The 17476-nt window shown below is 73.4% G+C and carries 12 protein-coding genes; 2 read left to right on the top strand and 10 right to left on the bottom strand.

What is annotated here, in order from left to right; genetic code table 11:
* Window positions 1-70 precede the first annotated feature (70 nt).
* Together IE258_RS36735 and IE258_RS36740 are read left to right on the top strand one after the other, a co-directional pair.
* Window positions 71-904, top strand: a complete 834-nt coding sequence (locus tag IE258_RS36735; protein ID WP_189750156.1) for a DUF1206 domain-containing protein — start codon at window positions 71-73, stop codon at window positions 902-904.
* Between the two features lie 28 nt (window positions 905-932).
* Window positions 933-1367: a hypothetical protein gene (locus IE258_RS36740; protein ID WP_189750157.1), complete on the top strand. Its 435-nt coding sequence runs from the start codon at window positions 933-935 to the stop codon at window positions 1365-1367.
* A 22-nt stretch (window positions 1368-1389) separates the two neighbouring features.
* On the opposite strand, the gene IE258_RS36745 is transcribed toward IE258_RS36740, so the two are convergent.
* From IE258_RS36745 to IE258_RS36790, 10 genes are all read right to left on the bottom strand, one after another.
* Window positions 1390-3639 carry an FUSC family protein gene (locus tag IE258_RS36745; protein WP_189750158.1) on the bottom strand — a complete coding sequence of 750 codons (2250 nt, stop codon included), beginning with the start codon at window positions 3637-3639 and terminating at the stop codon, window positions 1390-1392.
* A gap of 143 nt (window positions 3640-3782) precedes the next feature.
* Window positions 3783-5159, bottom strand: coding sequence for an NAD(P)/FAD-dependent oxidoreductase (locus tag IE258_RS36750; protein ID WP_189750159.1), 1377 nt, complete (start codon window positions 5157-5159; stop codon window positions 3783-3785).
* Window positions 5160-5361: 202 nt separating this feature from the next.
* Window positions 5362-7095: a PP2C family protein-serine/threonine phosphatase gene (locus IE258_RS36755; protein WP_189750160.1), complete on the bottom strand. Its 1734-nt coding sequence runs from the start codon at window positions 7093-7095 to the stop codon at window positions 5362-5364.
* Window positions 7092-8153, bottom strand: a complete 1062-nt coding sequence (locus tag IE258_RS36760; protein WP_189750161.1) for an ATP-binding SpoIIE family protein phosphatase — start codon at window positions 8151-8153, stop codon at window positions 7092-7094. Before IE258_RS36760 ends, IE258_RS36755 begins: the two co-directional genes overlap by 4 nt.
* On the bottom strand, window positions 8153-8593 hold the full coding sequence (locus tag IE258_RS36765) for an anti-sigma regulatory factor (protein ID WP_189750162.1): 441 nt from the start codon (window positions 8591-8593) through the stop codon (window positions 8153-8155). Before IE258_RS36765 ends, IE258_RS36760 begins: the two co-directional genes overlap by 1 nt.
* Complete coding sequence (locus IE258_RS36770) at window positions 8593-9024, bottom strand: STAS domain-containing protein (RefSeq protein ID WP_189750163.1); 432 nt, start codon at window positions 9022-9024, stop codon at window positions 8593-8595. Before IE258_RS36770 ends, IE258_RS36765 begins: the two co-directional genes overlap by 1 nt.
* Entirely contained in the window at window positions 9021-9920 is a 900-nt protein-coding gene (locus IE258_RS36775) for an STAS domain-containing protein (protein WP_189750164.1), read from the bottom strand. Before IE258_RS36775 ends, IE258_RS36770 begins: the two co-directional genes overlap by 4 nt.
* A gap of 159 nt (window positions 9921-10079) precedes the next feature.
* Window positions 10080-10472, bottom strand: coding sequence for an STAS domain-containing protein (locus IE258_RS36780; protein WP_189750165.1), 393 nt, complete (start codon window positions 10470-10472; stop codon window positions 10080-10082).
* Between the two features lie 131 nt (window positions 10473-10603).
* A complete protein-coding gene (locus IE258_RS36785) occupies window positions 10604-13069 on the bottom strand; it encodes a SpoIIE family protein phosphatase (protein WP_189750166.1) in 2466 nt (821 codons plus the stop codon).
* Window positions 13066-17061, bottom strand: a complete 3996-nt coding sequence (locus tag IE258_RS36790) for a HAMP domain-containing protein (RefSeq protein WP_189750167.1) — start codon at window positions 17059-17061, stop codon at window positions 13066-13068. The genes IE258_RS36785 and IE258_RS36790 overlap by 4 nt, the downstream gene beginning before the upstream one ends.
* Between the last annotated feature and the right edge of the window lie 415 nt (window positions 17062-17476).

Consider the following 17476-nt stretch of genomic DNA (forward strand, 5'->3'; position numbering starts at 1 on the left):
CGTCCGTCCACGGCCACCGCGGTGTGCGCCGACGAAGCCGGGGCATCCGGAGTCCGGGAGGGGAGAACACATGAACACACGTGTCCTGGCACGCGCCGGACGGGGCCGCGCCCGGCGGGCCGCGAACGGATCGGCGGCCGAGGGGGCCGCCCGGGCGGGGCTCACCGCGCGCGGCGTCATCTACCTGCTGGTCGGCATCCTGGCCCTGCGGATCGCCTTCGGCAGCGGGGACCGGCAGGCGGACCGGGGCGGCGCCCTGGCCGAGCTGTCGGACCGGCCCTTCGGCGCGGTACTGCTGTGGGCGCTGGGCGCCGGACTCGCCGGAATGGCCCTGTGGCGGCTGTCCGAGGCGCTCTTCGGAGTCACCGGCAAGGACGGCCGTACGGCGAGGAAGCGCCTGCCCGCCGCCGCCCGCTGCGTCTTCTACGCGTTCGTCGCCTACTCCGTACTGGCCTTCGCCGCCGGAGCGGGCGGCAGCGGCTCCAGCGACCGGCAGTCCCGGGACGTCACGGCCCGGGCGATGGAGATGCCCGCCGGCCGGTGGCTCGTGGGCGCGGCCGGGGCAGCGATCGTCGTCGCCGGCGTGGTGATGGGCGTCCAGGCGCTGCGCCGCACCTATCGCAAGAAGATGAAGCTCGGCGGGATGGACCACCGGGCCCGGCTGCTGGTCGACGTCACCGGCGTCGGCGGCGGCACGGCCCGCGGCATCGTGTTCGCCGCGGCGGGGGCCTTCGCCGTACGGGCCGCCGTCGACTACGCGCCCGACCGGGCGAAGGGGCTGGACGACACCCTCCGCTCCTTCGCCGACACCTCCCTCGGCCCCTGGCTGCTGGCCGGTGTCGCCGCGGGCCTGGTGCTGTTCGGCGTCTTCTCCTTCGCCCTCGCACGCTGGCGGAGGGTCTGAGACATCCGGCACGGGGAACACGGGGCGAATGAACGAACACGAGATTCCTCCGCCGGACGGACGTCCCGTGGACGTCTACCTCGACCTCCTGCGCGTACGCATGGCCAGCGACGACTACCAGCTGCTGCTCAGCGTGGTGGAACCGGTCCTCCAGGCGATCGACGAGCAGCAGATGCCGACCATCGACTTCTCGCTGGACGGGGACAGCACCGAGGCACTGCCCCAGGAGATCAGGGACGAGGCAGCCCTCGTCATCGCCACCGCCGTCACCGGACGTCTCGACAACGAGGTCGTCGAGATCAGCACCGACGAGACCGGCCCGGTCCGGGTCGTCACCGACGCGGCCACCGCCTCCGACCCCGAGCGCCTCGGCGAGATAGCCGACTACCTCAAGGAACGCCACATCCAGAACGAGGAACTGCGCGGCATCGCCGAGGCGAGCGGCCTGCCCAGCGACTTCTGATCCCCACCACCCGGTGGCCCCGTCAGCGCTGCGGCGCCCCGACGGACACGCCCAGCGGCCGGGCGAGGCCGACCACCGCCTCGTCCAGCCGCTCCAGATGCCGCAGCACCCGGCCCGTGATGCGGCCGTACCGGGGAATGCCCGCCGCGGTGTCCGGCTCAAGCAGCGAGGCGATGCTCGGCCCTGTCTCCACCTGCGTCGCGGCGCTGTCGTCCGCGACGTGGGCGGCGATCGCCTCGATGTTGCGCACCGTGCGCCGCACCGCGCCGCGCAGCCGCGGGTCGGCCGCGATCGACGGATGGGTGGGCAGCAGCTCGGCCGTCGCCGCCAGCGACCGCGCGTGATAGGCACAGGTCTCCAGCAGCGCCACCACGTACTGGGCCGTGTCGCGCCGGGCCCGCAACGGCGTGATCGGATGGGTGAGCGGCTGGGTGGCGGCGCGCAGATCGCCCAGCGCCTGGTCCAGCTCCCGCGCGGTGTCCAGCAGGTCGGCCTCCGGCCCGCCGCTGAGCTGGTCGACGGCGCCCTCCGTCACATCGGTGAGCCGCTCGAGGACCGTGCCGAGGAGTTCGTTCGTACGCCGGTCGGTGCGTATGGGCAGCACCAGCGCCGCCGCCACGATCCCGCAGGCCGCGCCGAGCGCCGTCTCCTCCACCCGCAGCAGCAGCACCGACATGCTGTACGTGTGCAGCAGCGTGTACAGCAGTCCGAGCATCGCGGTGACGAAGAACGACATCAGCGTGTAGGAGAGCGGCGCCGTGTAGAACATGGCGAAGATCAGCACCAGGACCAGCCCGAACGCCGTCCAGGTGTGGTTGCCCACCAGCCCGGCCAGCACGATGCCCGCCACCACTCCCAGCACCGTACCGAGCAGCCTGCGGTAGCCCTTGACCAGGATCTCGCCGGTGGAGGCGGTGTTGATGAAGACGATCCAGCAGGTGAGCACCGCCCAGTACCAGCGCTGCGAGGACAGGAACTCCCCGCCCACGATCGCCAGCGAGGACCCCACGGCCACCTGCACCGCGGCGCGCGTGGTGGGCCGCCGCAGCCCGGTCTGCTCCTCCTCCTCGGCCGCCTCCTCACCGGCGTCGATGGCCGCGTCCTCGGCGTCCAGCTCCTCCCGGGAGCGGGCGGTGGCCGGTGAGTCGTCGGACTCGTCCTGCGGCCCGTCCAGCGCGATCCTGAGGCCCATGACCGCGCGCGCCGTCTCACCGATGCCGCGGAACACGTCCTGGACGGCCGCGGTCGCCTCGGGCAGGTTCTCCTCGTCGCGGTAGCCCAGCAGCCGGTTGCGCAGGTGGGACAGGGCCGTCCCGCGCGCCTCCGCGGGCGGGCGCAGCACCAGGGTGCGCAGCGCCGTGAGATCGCGGCGCAGTATCTCCGTGGCCTCGCCGGGTGCGGGGGAGTGGCCCACCGCGGGGGCCGGAGCGCCCGGCAGGTGCAGCGTCAGGGTGTCGGCCCGTTCGGCGCTGCGCGCGGTCAGCAGCAGCAGACCCAGGCGCTCGGCGGCGATCTCGGCGTCCGCGATGCGCCGCTGCACCAGGCGCGCCGTGGACGCGTCGGGCGTGCCCTCGTCCAGCCGGGACTGGATCATCAGGGCGGTCTCGTGCAGGCGCGCGGTGCCGTCCCGCAGGCGCTCCAGCGTCTTGTCGATGTCGTCGGGACCGGCGTCCAGCAGATCGAGCTGCGTGGCGATCAGCTGGGCCAGCCGGGCCCGGAAGGCCTGCCGCAGCAGACCGAGGATGCGCGCGGGCGTCGCCGGGACCACCCCGAAGCGGACCACCGCGCTGGACGCGAACGCCACGGCGACGGCGGCCCACAGCCCGGGCAGCCCGGACACCTTGCCGCCGACGAACAGCGACACGAAGTAGACCTGGAAGCCGATCAGCCCGAGCGCGGTGCCCCGGTCGCCGAACCGGCGGACGAAGACCGCCGAGAAGATCAGGACGACGAAGAAGGCGTCGCCGACGACGACCCACGAAGCGAGCAGCGTGCTCAGCGAGACCGAGGCCAGGGCGACGGGCAGCCCCAGCGCCAGCGTGACCGCCTGCGGGCCGGGTTCCTTCTCCCGGATGGCGAAGGTCGCCACCATCGCCGCCATGGCGCCCGCCACCAGATGCTTGACGTCCACGCCGAACAGGGCGAGCACGCCCAGCGTCAGCGCGATGGCGCCCACCGTCCGCAAACCCGCCGTCAGCCGCAACAGCCCCGGATCGGACGCGGCGACGCGGTCCCGCAGCCGTGTCCGCGCCGAGCGTCCCGCTGCCTTCACGCCGCCGTACACTCTCCCGATTCACAGCCGGCCCTCACGGCCGGTTCCAGCCATGTCCCGGCCGGTTCACGCCGAGATCCACTTCTCAGCATGTCATGCCCCGGTCCGTCACGGGACGTGGGGGCGGACGGAGATCAGGGCGATCAGGGCTTCGCCCGGTCCGCCTCCGCGACCCGCTCCCGCACCTGCTCCGGCGTCAGATAGGCGTCGGTGTACTCGAAGTCCTTCAGCTTGGCGGGCTTGCGGGCCTGGAAACCGGTGCGGACGAAATCGTCGCCGGCGACCGCGTTGAGCGCCCAGTTCGCCGCCACCCGGGCCTTGGCCACGCCCGTGCGCAGCGCCGACCAGTGGTAGCCGCGGGCCACCGCCTGCGCGGGCAGGCCCGTCAGTTCCACCCCGAGCGGCTTGGAGACCGCGTCGGTGCCGCCGAGGTCGACGACGAGCCCCAGGTCCTTGTGGACGTACGGCCGCATCGGCTGGTTGCGCAGGGTGGCGATGAGGTTCTCGGCGACGTGCCGGCCCTGCCGCATCGCGTGCTGGGCGGTCGGCGGGCAGACGGCGCCCTCCTGGCCCTTGGCGAGGTCGGGCACGGCCGCGGAGTCGCCGAGCGCGAACACCCCGTCGTGGTCCGGCAGGCACATCTCCGCGGTGACCGCGAGACGGCCCTTGACCGTCTCCGCCCCCAACGTGGCGATCAGGGGGCTGGCGACCACGCCCGCCGTCCAGATCAGCGTCCGGGTGGGCACCACCCGGCCGTCCGTGAAGGTGACCTCCTCCGGCGCGGCCTTGGCGATGGAGACGCCCAGCGAGATGTCGATGCCGCGGCGCGTCAGGATCTGCTGCGCGTCGCGGCCGAGCTTCTCGCCCAGCTCCGGCATCAGCTTCGGCGCGATGTCGATCAGATGCCACTTGATCAGGGCCGGGTCCAGCCGGGTGTAGCGCTTGACGGCGGCATGGGTCAGCCGCTGCAGGCAGGCCGCGGTCTCGGTGCCGGCGTAGCCGCCGCCCACCACCACGAACTGCAGCCGGGAGGCCCGCTCCACGGGGTCCTGGCTGGCGTCGGCCAGGTCCAGCTGGGAGATGACGTGGTCGCGGATGTACGCGGCCTCCGCCAACGTCTTCATGCCGAACGCGTTGTCGGTGAGCCCCGGGATGTCGAAGGTGCGGGTGATGCTGCCCGGTGCCAGCACGATGTAGTCGTAGGGCTCGTTGACGATCCGGTCGGTGATGGTGCGCACCACGCAGACCTTCGCCTCGAGGTCCACCCCGATGGCGCCGCCCGGGATGATCCGGGTCCGGTAGCGGCTGCTGCGACGCAGGGAGAGGGCGATCGACTGGGGGGTGAGCACCCCCGCGGCGACGTGCGGGAGCAACGGCAGATAGAGCTGGTAGGAGAACGGCGTCACCAGGGTGACGTCGGCCTCGTCGGGGGAGAGCCTCCGCTCCAGACGACGGACGCACTCCACGCCGGCGAAACCTGCGCCGACCACCAGGATCCTGGGTCGTGTCACGGTGTTCATCCCTTTCTGCGGCTCCCGGGCGGACTGCCGCGAACGCCATTCGCCTGCCCGAGGATCGCCGCTTCGCACCTCGCCCATCCCACCGCGCCCGATCCCACCCGGCCAGCCGGGTGCGGCAGGCAGGCGACGCCTGGGATCACCACCATGCCCCGCCCGGGCCCGGAACGCACCGGGCGGGAGCGAACCGCGTGAAACCGCCGGGTCAGTCCGTGCCGCGCAGGTGGCACAGCAGCAGGCACACGTCGTCGTCGCGTTCGGAGTCGCTGAGCATCGGACGCAGGATCCCGTCCGCCGAACCCTCCAGGTCCGCGTCCAGCTCCGCCGGACCGAACGACCCGAGCGCGTCCGCCAGCCGCTCGATACCCGGGTCTATGCCGCGGGCGCGGCGCTCCACCAGACCGTCCGTGTACAGGGCGAGCGTCGAACCGGGCGCCATGGGCACCGTGTGGTCCGCGATCTCCTGCCGCAGCGGGATGCCGAGCATGGCACCGGGTTTGGCGTCCAGCGTGCGCACCCGCCCGTCCGGGGTACGCAGCACCGGCGGCGGGTGACCGGCGGCCGCCCACGTCACCGTCGGGTCGTCGGGGTGGAAGCGCGCGATGACCGCGGTGGCGAACAGGTCGGGCTGCAGGTGGTGCAGGAAGATGTGCAGCCGGGTCAGCAACTGCCCGGGGCTGCCGCCGTCGACCGCGTAGGCGCGCAGGGCGGTGCGCAGCTGACTCATCATCACCGCCGCGCGCAGCCCGTGCCCGGTGACGTCCCCGACCACGGCGATGACACCGCCGTCGGGCTGCCGGAACGCGTCGTACCAGTCGCCGCCGATGTTCAGTCCATGGGTGGCCGGGAGGTAGCGCGCGGCCAGGGCCAGCCCGGGCGGCGCCGGCAACTCCGTCAGCAGGGCACGCTGGAGGGTCTCGGCGATGTCCCGGTTGTGCTGGTAGCGCTGGGCGTGGTCGATCGCGATGCTGGCTCGCCGGGTCAGCTCGACCAGCATCACGGCGTCGTCCGCGTCCCAGCGTTCCCCGGGCGGGGACAGGGTCACCACCCCCAGGGGCGCCTGCCGGGTCGGCAGCGGGATGCACAGCAGGGGCCGGTCGGGTGCCAGCGCCGAGGGCGGCTGGTCGTCGACGCCGGGCAGGCCCCCCGGGTGCGCGGCCGCGTACTGCGGGCGTCCGGTGCGGGCGGCGACCACCGCGGCGGCCGCGTGGGCGGGCCCCGGCCGGTCGCCGTCCTGGTCGAACAGCCAGATGTCGACGCTCGCCGCGTACTCGGGCACCAGCAGCTCCGGCAGTCGGCGCACGATCTCGTGGTGGTCCAGCGACGCGGTCAGCACCGCGCTCGCGTCCGCCAGGAACGTCAGCCTGCGCCGGGCGTTCTCCGCCTCCGTACGCGCCTTGCGCTCGGCCGCGAACGCCTCGCGCTGGGCCCGTCCGGCGGCGTCCAGTTCGGCGTGCAGCGCCACCACGCCCTGGTTCGTCTGCTGGAGCTCCTCCCGGTGGAACTCGACCAGACCCTCCTGCTCGGTGAGCCGCTCCAGCACCAGCGCGGTGTCCTCGTCGGTGCCCAGCAATGCCTCGGCCAGCAGCACCGGGTCGTCGGCCACGGCGCCGACGTCCACGTCCGCCGCCGCCTCGGGGCACGGCACCGTGACCCGCCACGGCGGCTGCCCGGCGGCAGCGGCCCGGGGCGACGGCGTCACCACGGCGTGCAGCACGCTCTCCCGGGCTCCCGGCACGGTGCGCGAGACCGTGCCCGTCTCCAGGGTGAGCCGCCAGGTGCCGCCCTTGGCCAGGCACAGCCGCAACTGCGCGCCCAGGGAGGCCGTCAGCCGCGCGCGCTCCACCGGCGGCACACCGAACGCCGCCGCCAGGCGCGCGGTGCCGATGCGCGCCCGCGCCGCGTCGGTGACATCGGTGATCTGCCAGGTTCGGGTCATGGGCCGTCCGGCGGGATCGGGGCCAGCACGGCGACGGCGGTGTCGTCCCGTACGGGACGGGCCGGGCTGCTGGCGTCGCGGATCGTGACGGCGGCGGTCACCGCCGGGTCGGCCGCGGTGCGGCACGTGTCGGACGTCGGCGACCACCTGCTCGGCAGGCCGTCGCTGTGCAGGACCAGCACCCGGTCGTCCGCCCACGGCGCCTGCTCCTCGCGCAGCGTGGTGGGCCGGTGGGTGCCGACGATGCCGGGCCGCGACACCAGGTGCCGCCAGGTGCCGTCCGCGCACAGCCGCGCCCCGATGTTGCCGACGCCGGTGAAGCGGAGCACCGCGGCCCGCGTGTCGACCTGGGCCACCGCCACGGCCGCGCCGCGGGTGCCGGACAGCGCACGGTCGAGCCGCCGTACCGCCTCGGCCGGCGGCAGGTGGGCGGCCGCGCGCAACGCCTCCACGGCGGCGCCCGAGGCACGGGCGGCCTCGGGCCCGTGGCCGAGACCGTCGGCCAGCATCAGCGTGACCAGGTCGCCGTCCCGGACCCAGGCCCAGGCGTCACCCGAGTACTCCGCACCGCCGAACGGGACGTTCACCGCACCGGCCCGCAACCGGCCCGCCGGACCGGTGTCGGTGGCACGGGCCCCTGGCAGGCCGACCCGGGCGACCACCACCGTGCCCCGGCCGGGGACGCTGTGCAGGTCGAAGTCCTCGGCGAGGCGCGCACAGGTGCCCAGACCCGCACCGAGCGAGCCCGTGGTGGTGAAGCCGTCGCGCAGCGCGGCGGACACGTCGGCGATACCGGGCCCGTGGTCGACCGTGACGATCTGCACCCGAGGAGACCCCTGCGCCCCGCCCGTCAGGACGGGCGGGGCGACCACGTCGACGACGACCCGGCCACCTCCGGCGTGCTTGAGCAGGTTGGTGGCCAGCTCGGTCGCCACCAGCGCCGCCGTCGAGGTCCGCTGCTCGTCGAGACCGGCGAGGGCCGCCGCGTGCTCCGCGGCCACCCTGGCGTCGCGCACCCGGGTGGAGTCGTGCACCGGGACGTCCCACACGCGGGGCATCAGGACTCCTCCCGCGGCCGCGGCGGCCGGCCCACCCAGGACGTCACCCGCACGGTCGTCCCGGAGCCCGGGGCACTCTCGATCCCGAACTCGTGCACCAGGCGCCGCGCGCCGCCCAGCCCCATGCCCAGCCCGTCGCCGGACGTGAAGCCGTCGCTGAGCGCCTGCTCCAGGTCCGGGATGCCCGGCCCCTCGTCGCTGAAGGTCAGCCGCAGCCCGTGCGTGGTCCCCTCGACGAGCTGCTCCGTCTCCATGGTGCCGCCACCGCCGTACACGAGCGTGTTCCGGGCCAGCTCGCTGGCCGCCGTGACCAGCTTCGTCTGGTCCACCAGCCCGAAGCCGAGCTGGGCGGCCGCCTGCCGCACATGCTGTCGCACCCACACCAGATCCATGTCCGAACGGATCGGCAGGCGGGCCTGCGAGCCCGCGGCAGTGTGCATCACAAACGCTCCTGGCCGAGGCCGCCGAAACGGGACGAAGGGGCCTGTCGGCTCAGGAGTTCCATGGCCACCTCGGTACTGAGCGCGGTGTGCACGCCCGGCAGCGTCAGCCCCAGCTCCACCAGTGTGATGGCCACCGCCGGCCGCATGCCGACCAGTACGGTCCGCGCGGCCAGCAGGCCGGTCTGACCGGCGATCTCGGCCAGGACCCGGCCGAGGAAGGAGTCGACGATCTCCACGCCGGAGACGTCGATGACCACGCCGGTGGCACCGCTGCGCACGATCGTCTCGGCGAGGTCCTCCTGGAGCTGCTGCGCCGTGCTGTCGTGCAGGTCCCCCTGGAGGGTGACCAGGAGGACCTCACCGAGCCGCAGGACCGGAACATGCCCCGTCACCGGAGCCCCGTGGGGCCCGGGCCATGCCTGGCTCACCGCGCGACCGCACCGTTCGTGCCGGGAGTCACGATGCCGACCCCGAGCTGGTGCAGCACGTACCCCAGCGCGTCGGCGAGGCTCGCCCGGGTGACCACCGTGCCCAGGTCCAGACCCAGGTGGACCATGGTCTGGGCGATCGCCGGCCGGATGCCGGAGACGATGCACTCGGCGCCCATGAGCCGGGCCGCCGCGACCGTCTTCATCAGGTGCTGGGCCACCAGCGAGTCGACGGTCGGCACACCGGTGATGTCCAGGATCGCGTAGCGCGCCTGCTGCTCCACGATGGACTCCAGCAGGGTCTCCATCACCACCTGGCTGCGCGCGCTGTCCAGCGTGCCGATCAGGGGCACGGCCACGATGCCGTCCCACAGCTTGATGACCGGAGTGGCCACCTCGAGCAGCTGCAGCCGCTGGCGGTCGATGAGTGCCTGACCCTCGCTGAGCGCGGTCTGCATGACCACGACCCGCAGGGTGCCCATCAGCACGCTCAGCGTGCTGACACAGTCCCGGACGTGCTCGGCGGACGTGTCCTCGGGCAGGTCGGCCACCAGCAGGTTCTCCACGGGCGGACGCAGCGCGGCCAGCTCGCTGGAGACCTGCGCGGTGCTCAGCCCGGAACGCGAACGGGCCGCACCCATCCGCGCCAACTGCTCGCGCACCGCCGTGAATCCGGCGGCGTCCGGGTCCTCGACCCGTGCCGCGTCCGCGACCTGCGCCAGCGCGTCCACGACGGCCTTGCCCGCCTCCACCGCCTCGTCGCGCGAAACGGTGAACACGGCCCGGAACAGCGGCTCGTCGGCCCACCGCTGGGCGATCTGCTCACGGCGGCGCCGCAGCAAGTCCCTGACCTCGCGCGTCGGCACTCCCGCCGTTCCCTCCGCCTGTTCCGGCACCTGTCCCACTCCTCATCCGCGTAGCGCCGCACCTCACCCCGCACGGGGTGACGCGCCGGCGACGTGACCCAGCCGGTCGACAACTCTAACCACCCGCCGACCTGGCGCGTCACCTGCTTCCGCACGACCGGTCCGGAGGGGATGCGGGCGTGCGGCGGCTCAGGCGTCGGGCAGGCGCGGACCCTCCGGCTCGGCGTCGACGCGGGCCAGTGCCTCCTCGACGCTGTCCGAGACCGGCACCGTGATGCTCACCCCGGTCAGGTCCAGGACGCGCAGCACCGCCGGGGCCGGCGAGATGATGTGCACGCTGCCCGGCAGGTCACGGGCCTCCTGGTAGACCCGCAGAATGATGTTCATGCCGGACGAGTCCATGAACGGCACCTCGGACAGGTCCAGCAGGAAGTGCCGTCGGCCGTGGTGGAGCTGGTTGGCCAGATGGTGCTGGAACTCGGTCGCGGTGTCGACGTCCAGGTAACCCTCCACCTTGAGCAGCGCGACGTCCTCCCGGGGCAGCGTCACCTCGACGGACAGCGGGTTCTGGGCTATGGGCACGTGTACCTCCAACAATGCGGCGGCGCGGCGGACCGTCGTGTGGCCCACCGCGCCCGCCGGATACCCCTGAAACCCGTCTCCACACCTGCCGAGCCGGACCAGCGTCCCCGCCCGCGCCCCCGCACCGTGCGTCACCCCACCCGGATGCCCACCAGACACGTGTCGTCGTCCGTGTCCGACCTGCTGTAGGTGAGCAGCCGGTCCAGATGCTGGTCCAGGGTGTTCGGCGTCGGGCGCACGGTGCTCAGCAGCTGGGTCAGCGCCTCCTCCACCGGGCGGTCCCGGCGTTCGATCAGACCGTCGGTGTACATCAGCAGCGTGTCCCCGGCGGCCAGCTGCGCCTCGGCCTCCTCGTACGCCGCCTCCGCCACCGCCCCCAGCAGCATCCCCCGCACCAGCGGCAGCGGCCGGGCCTGCGGACCGCGCACCAGCACCGGCGGCAGATGGCCCGCCCTGGCCCAGCGCAGCGTGCGCCGGGCCGGGTCGTACAGGCCGCACACCGCGGTGGCGGTGACCCCGCCCGTCAGATGGTGGGCCACGATGTTGAGCCAGGACAGCAGCTGGCCGGGGCCGGCCCCGGTCACCGCGAGCCCGCGCAGCGCGTTGCGCAGCACCACCATGCTGGTCGCCGCCTCTATCCCGTGTCCGGCGACGTCCCCCACGCACAGCAGCACCCGCCCGCTCGGCAGCATCACCGCGTCGTACCAGTCGCCGCCCACCAGCTGCTCCGTCTCCGCGGGCCGGTACCTGACGGCCACCTGGAGGTCCGGCACCCGCAGCGGGGTCTGCTCGGGCGGCATGATCGCGTGCTGCAGCTGCAGGGTGAGCCGGGCGCGCTCGATGGCCTGCTGCTCGGTGTGCGCCAGCTGGTCGCGGGTCGCGGCGAGCGCCACCTCCGTCCAGTGCTGGGCCGAGATGTCCTGGCAGGCCCCCCGGACCAGGAGCAGCCGGTCGTCGGTGTCCAGGACCGGCTCGGCCACCACCCGCACGTGCCGGGTCACCCCGTCGGGCCGCCGCAGCCGGAACGCCGCCGACGCCGGGCGCCGGTGGTGCAGCAGCGTGCGCAGGAACCGGCCGATGGCGACGGCGTCGTCGGGGTGGGCGTGGGCGGCCAGCTCCTCCAGCGGCACCGGCGTGCTGGTGTGCGGGCGCCCGTACAGGTCGAACAGCTGCCCGTTCCAGGTGATCTCGCCGGTCAGCAGGTTCTCCTCGAAACCGCCGATGCGGCCGAGCCGCTGGGCGTGCTGGAGGAGGCTGGCCAGCCGGGCCGTCTCGTCCTCGATGCGCCAGATGAGCAGCACCGCGTTGCCGTGCCGGCTGACGCTGATGTCCGCCACGGCCGACAGCGGCACCTGGTCCACCAGGGCGGTCAGGTTCATGTGCCTGGCCCGGAACGGCTCGCCCGTGGCGTACACCCGCTCCACGGAGCGGAACAGCTCGCTGTCCCCGGCGGCCATCGGGTAGGCCTCGAGGAGCAGCGCACCGCCCACCACGGCGCGCGGCCGTCCGGCCGGATCCATGAAGCGCTTGTTGACGTGCTGGATGCGGAAGTCCGCCAGCTGCCCCGCGGCGTCCAGGTGCGGCACCAGCACCAGGGCGGGATCGTGCAGCCCGTCGGCCAGGTCCATCAGCTCCACCGCGTCCGGCATCACCCGGGGCTCCTGCCCGGGCTCGCGCGGCGGCGTGTACGACTCCAGGGTGTGCGCGCACAGCTCCGCCAGCGCCTCCACCTGACGGACCACCTGGGGCGGCTGCGGGGCCAGCGGCACCGGCCAGACGATCTCCAGCACGCCGTGGATGCGCCCCCCGGTACCGGCGGGCACGGCGACCCTGCCGCCGTCCGGGTACTGGTGCCGGCCCACGCTGGGCAGCCCGGTCCCGGCGAGGGACGCGAACCACTGCCCCGAGCGCTCGGTGAGTCCGCACCGGGCCACCGTCGCCACGTCCGGCGGCACGTACCGCCAGCGGGCCGCCTCGGCGGGCGGGAACCCGGCGCTGCCCACCAGGGTGAGCGACCCGTCGTACCCGGCCGCCCAGATGGCCACCGCCACCGCCCCCAGTGGGCGCAGCGCCTGCTCCAGCAGCGCGTCGGCGACGGCCTGGGTGTCGTCCGCCGCCAGCGCGCCGCTCTCGGCCGCCCGCAGCCGTACGGCCGCGGAGTCGGCCACCGCCTCCGCGGCCGCCCCGGCTCCCGCGGTGCCCCCACCGTCCGGGTCCTCGTCCGGGCCCGCGGTGCGCACGGCCGCGGTGGCCGCGAGGAACGCGTCCGTCACCTCCGACACGCGGTCCCGGGCGGCCTGGTTGATGACGTCGACCGCGAACTCCAGCGGCGTCACCTGGGACTGCTCGGCCAGCTCGGCCAGCTGCCGGGCGGCTTCGGCCGGACCGCAGCCGAGCCGCGCGACCAGGATCCCCTTGGCCAGCTCGATCAGCGCCCGGCCCTCGGCCTCCGCCTGGGCGGCCCGCACCTCGCGGCTGAGCCGGTCCACCGTGGCCGCCAGTCTGCCCACGGGCGACAGCGGCGTCAGACCGACCGGGGCGGACCCGTCCCGCCGGACGTCGCCGGCCGGCTCGCCGGACCGCTCGGAGGCGCTCATACGGGCAGCCACCGTCGGACGCAGGCGATGAGGTCCTGGGTGTCCACGGGTTTGGTGACGTAGTCGCTGGCGCCCGAGGCGAGGCTCTTCTCCCGGTCGCCGGGCATCGCCTTGGCGGTGACCGCGATGATCGGCAGCTCGGCGTACCGCGGGATGCGGCGGATCTCCGCCGTCGCCGTGTAGCCGTCCATCTCGGGCATCATCACGTCCATCAGGACCAGCGCCACCTCCGGGTGGTCCACGAGCATCTCGATGCCCCGGCGGCCGTTCTCCGCGTGCAGCACCCGGAAACCGTGCAGCTCCAGGATCCCGCTGAGCGCGAACAGGTTGCGCGCGTCGTCGTCGACCACCAGGACGGTGCGCCCGGCGGGCGGATCCTGACCGGCCCTCGGGTCCGGGCGCGGCTGCTCCTCCGGCCGCACCAGGGACAGCACGTCCCCGGGTTCCTCGGCGGCCAGGAGCAGGGCGATGCGCTCGCGCAGCTCGTCGAGGCTGGAGAGGAACTCCAGCGTCCCGCCGGCCGCGCCCGAGCGCAGGTCCTCCTCCACGGCGGCGTCCGCGCGGTGCCCGCTGTGCACGAGCACCGGCACGCTCGCCAGCGCCGAGTCGCCCCGCAGCGCGTGCAGGAAGCGGGACGCCTCGTCGTCCGGCATGCCCAGCTCCAGTACGACGCAGTGGCACGGGTCGGCCGCCAGCGCGCCGGCGGCCTCCTCGGCACCCACGGCCGTGATCACGTCGAGCGGCGGCCGGTCGCCCGCGTCGTCCCGCCCGTGCGTCAGATCGGCGACCACGCTCTCCGCGACCAGGGTCAGCAGACCGCGCGGGCGCTCCTCCACCACCAGCAGGCGCCGCGGCCGCTGCCGGTGCCCGCCGGTCAGCTCGGCCACCGGCGCCGGGCGGTCGAGGACGTCGGCGGCCGCGTCGGCCGGGAGATGCTCGGGGCCGCGGGCCAGCAGGTCCTCGAAGTCGGGCCGGGCCACCGGCAGGTACAGCGTGAAGGTGCTGCCCCGGTCGGGCGTGCTGTCCACCGTGACGGCGCCGCCCAGCAGCTGCGCGATCTCCCGCGTGATGGACAGGCCCAGCCCGGTGCCGCCGTACTTGCGGCTCGTCGTGCCGTCCGCCTGCTGGAAGGCGCCGAAGATCGACTCCAGGTTCTGCTCGGGGATGCCGATGCCGGTGTCCTTCACCCGGAAGGCCACCACGGGCCCGCCCCGGAGCACACCCCTGGGCACCTCGTCGTCCGGTGCCGGTTCGACGGCCAGCTCCACGCCGCCCCGCTCGGTGAACTTCACCGCGTTGGACAGCAGGTTGCGCAGCACCTGCCGCAGCCGGGAGTCGTCGGTCAGCAGGTCCGCCGGGGCGCCGGGGGCCGTGGTGACCGTGAAATCCAGGCCCTTCTGACTCGTCATGGGCCGGAAGGTGGCCTCGACGTACTCGATGAGCTGGCGCAGCGTCACACGCTCGGGGGACACGTCCATCTTGCCCGCCTCGACCTTCGACAGGTCCAGGATGTCGTTGATCAGCTGCAGCAGGTCCGAGCCGGCCGAGTGGATGATGCCCGCGTACTCGACCTGCTTGGGGGAGAGGTTGCGCGAGGGGTTCTGCGCCAGCAGCTGGGCCAGGATGAGCAGGCTGTTGAGCGGGGTGCGCAGCTCGTGGCTCATGTTCGCCAGGAACTCGGACTTGTACTTCGAGGCCAGCGACAGCTGCTGGGCGCGTGCCTCCAGCTCCTGCCGGGCCTGCTCGATCTGCAGGTTCTTCGCCTCGATGTCCCGGTTCTGCGCCGCGAGCAGGGACGCCTTGTCCTCCAGCTCGGCGTTGGAGTGCTGCAGCTCCTCCTGCTGCGACTGCAGCTCCGCGGAGCGGGCCTGGAGCTCGCCGGTCAGCCGCTGCGACTCGGCGAGGAGCTCGTCGGTACGGGCGTTGGCCACGATCGTGTTGACGTTCACGCCGATGGTCTCCATCAGCAGTTCCAGGAAGTCCTGGTTGATCTGGGTGAACGGGGCGACCGAGGCCAGTTCGATGACGCCGAGGACCTGTCCCTCGACCACGATGGGCAGCAGCACCAGCGCGGCCGGCACCACCTCGCCGAGCCCGGAGGAGATGGTCAGATAGCCCGGCGGCAGCTCGTTCACCATGATGGTGCGCCGACTGCGCGCGGCCTGGCCGACCAGGGTGCGGCCGAAGGCGATACGGGTGGGTCTGGTCGTGTCCTCCGGGTAGCCGTAGGAGCCGACGAGTCGCAGCTCGGGACCGGCGTCGCCGTCCTCGGCCAGGTAGAAGGCGCCGTACTGGGCCGACACCAGCGGCACCAGCTCGTCCATGATCAGCTCGGCGACGACGGGCAGGTCGCGGTGGCCCTGCATCAGGCCGGAGATACGGGCGAGGTTGGTCTTGAGCCAGTCCTGCTCCTGGTTGGCCCGCGTGGTCTCGCGCAGGGACTCCACCATGGCGTTGATGTTGTCCCCCAGCTCGGCGACCTCGCCGGACGCCTCCACGGTGACCGAGCGGGTCAGGTCGCCCTCGGCGACAGCGGAGGTGACCTCGGCGATCGCGCGGACCTGGCGGGTGAGGTTGCCGGCCAGTTCGTTGACGTTCTCCGTGAGCCGCTTCCAGGTGCCGGAGACGCCCTCCACCTCGGCCTGGCCGCCGAGCCTGCCCTCGGTGCCGACCTCCCGGGCCACGCGGGTGACCTCGTCGGCGAAGGCGGAGAGCTGGTCGACCATCGTGTTGATCGTCGTCTTGAGTTCGAGGATCTCGCCGCGCGCGTCGACGTCGATCTTCTTCGACAGGTCGCCCTTGGCCACCGCGGTCGTCACCAGGGCGATGTTGCGCACCTGGTTGGTGAGGTTGTTGGCCATCGAGTTGACGTTGTCGGTCAGGTCCTTCCAGGTGCCGGCGACGTTCGGCACGTTCGCCTGGCCGCCCAGGCGCCCGTCGGTGCCGACCTCCCGGGCGACCCGGGTGACCTCGTCGGCGAACGCCGACAGCGTGTCCACCATGGTGTTGATCACGTCGGCCAGCGCCGCGACCTCGCCCTCGGCGTCGACGGTGATCCGCTGCGACAGGTCGCCGCGGGCGACCGCGGTGGCCACCTGGGCGATGGAGCGCACCTGGCCGGTCAGGTTGGACGCCATCACGTTGACGTTGTCGGTGAGGTCCTTCCAGGTGCCGGACACCCCGCGCACCCGGGCCTGCCCGCCCAGGTTCCCGGCCGTGCCGACCTCGCGGGCCACGCGGGTGACCTCGTCGGCGAAGGCGGAGAGCTGGTCGACCATGGTGTTGATGGTGTTCTTGAGTTCCAGGATCTCGCCGCGGGCGTCCACGGTGATCTTCTGGGAGAGGTCGCCCTTGGCCACCGCGGTGGCCACCTGGGCGACGTTGCGGACCTGGTTGGTCAGGTTGCCCGCCATGAAGTTCACCGAGTCGGTGAGGTCCCGCCAGGTGCCCCGGACACCCTGGACGTCGGCCTGGCCGCCGAGCCGTCCGTCGGTGCCGACCTCGCGGGCCACGCGGGTGACCTCGTCGGCGAAGGCGGAGAGCTGGTCGACCATGGTGTTGATGGTGTTCTTCAGTTCCAGGATCTCGCCGCGGGCGTCCACGTCGATCTTCTGGGACAGGTCCCCCCTGGCGACCGCCGTGGCCACCTGGGCGATGTCACGGACCTGGGTGGTGAGGTTGCCCGCCATGGCGTTGACCGAGTCCGTCAGGTCGGCCCAGGTGCCCGAGACCCCCGGCACCTTCGCCTGCCCGCCGAGGGCGCCCTCCGTGCCGACCTCCCGGGAGACCCGTGTGACCTCGGAGGTGAACACGGACAGCTGGTCCACCATGCCGTTGAAGACCTTGGCGATGTCGCCCATCAGGCCGTCCGCGTCGTCCGGCAGCCGGGTGCCGAAGTCGCCGTCCCGCACGGCCGTCAGGCCCGCCAGGAGGCGGCGCAACTCCTGGTCGCCCGGAACCGCGTCGACGGATCCGGTGCTGTCGCTGGTCATGCGTGCCCTCGTTCCGCTCCCCGGGGGTCCTCGCGGCGAGGACCCACCACCCCCTGCCGGACCGTTCGGGCGGTCCGGCCTTCCGTGTCCGCGTTCGCGCAGTTCACGGAATCCCCCAGCAGAAAAATACGCCAGAGGTTAACCCAGGTCCCCGGCGCGGACAAAGCGATGTGTCACCCGGCCGAACGTCTACCCCCGCACGGGTCACGCAGGGCGGGCGGCACCGGGCGGCGCACCCCCGTCGGCGTCCCGGCGCCGCCCGAGGGCCCACCGGGCCGAATGCGGCGGCCACGGGCGGGTATCCGCTGCCGAGGAGCCGGTCCGGCCCGTCGCGTCCGCCCGGCCCGGCGGTCGCCGCGGGAGAGCCCGCGACCCGACCGGACCGTACGACCGCACGCGGAAACCGGGGACACCA

Origin of the sequence: Streptomyces tendae (assembly GCF_014650435.1) — a bacterium.
GTDB lineage: Bacteria > Actinomycetota > Actinomycetes > Streptomycetales > Streptomycetaceae > Streptomyces > Streptomyces tendae.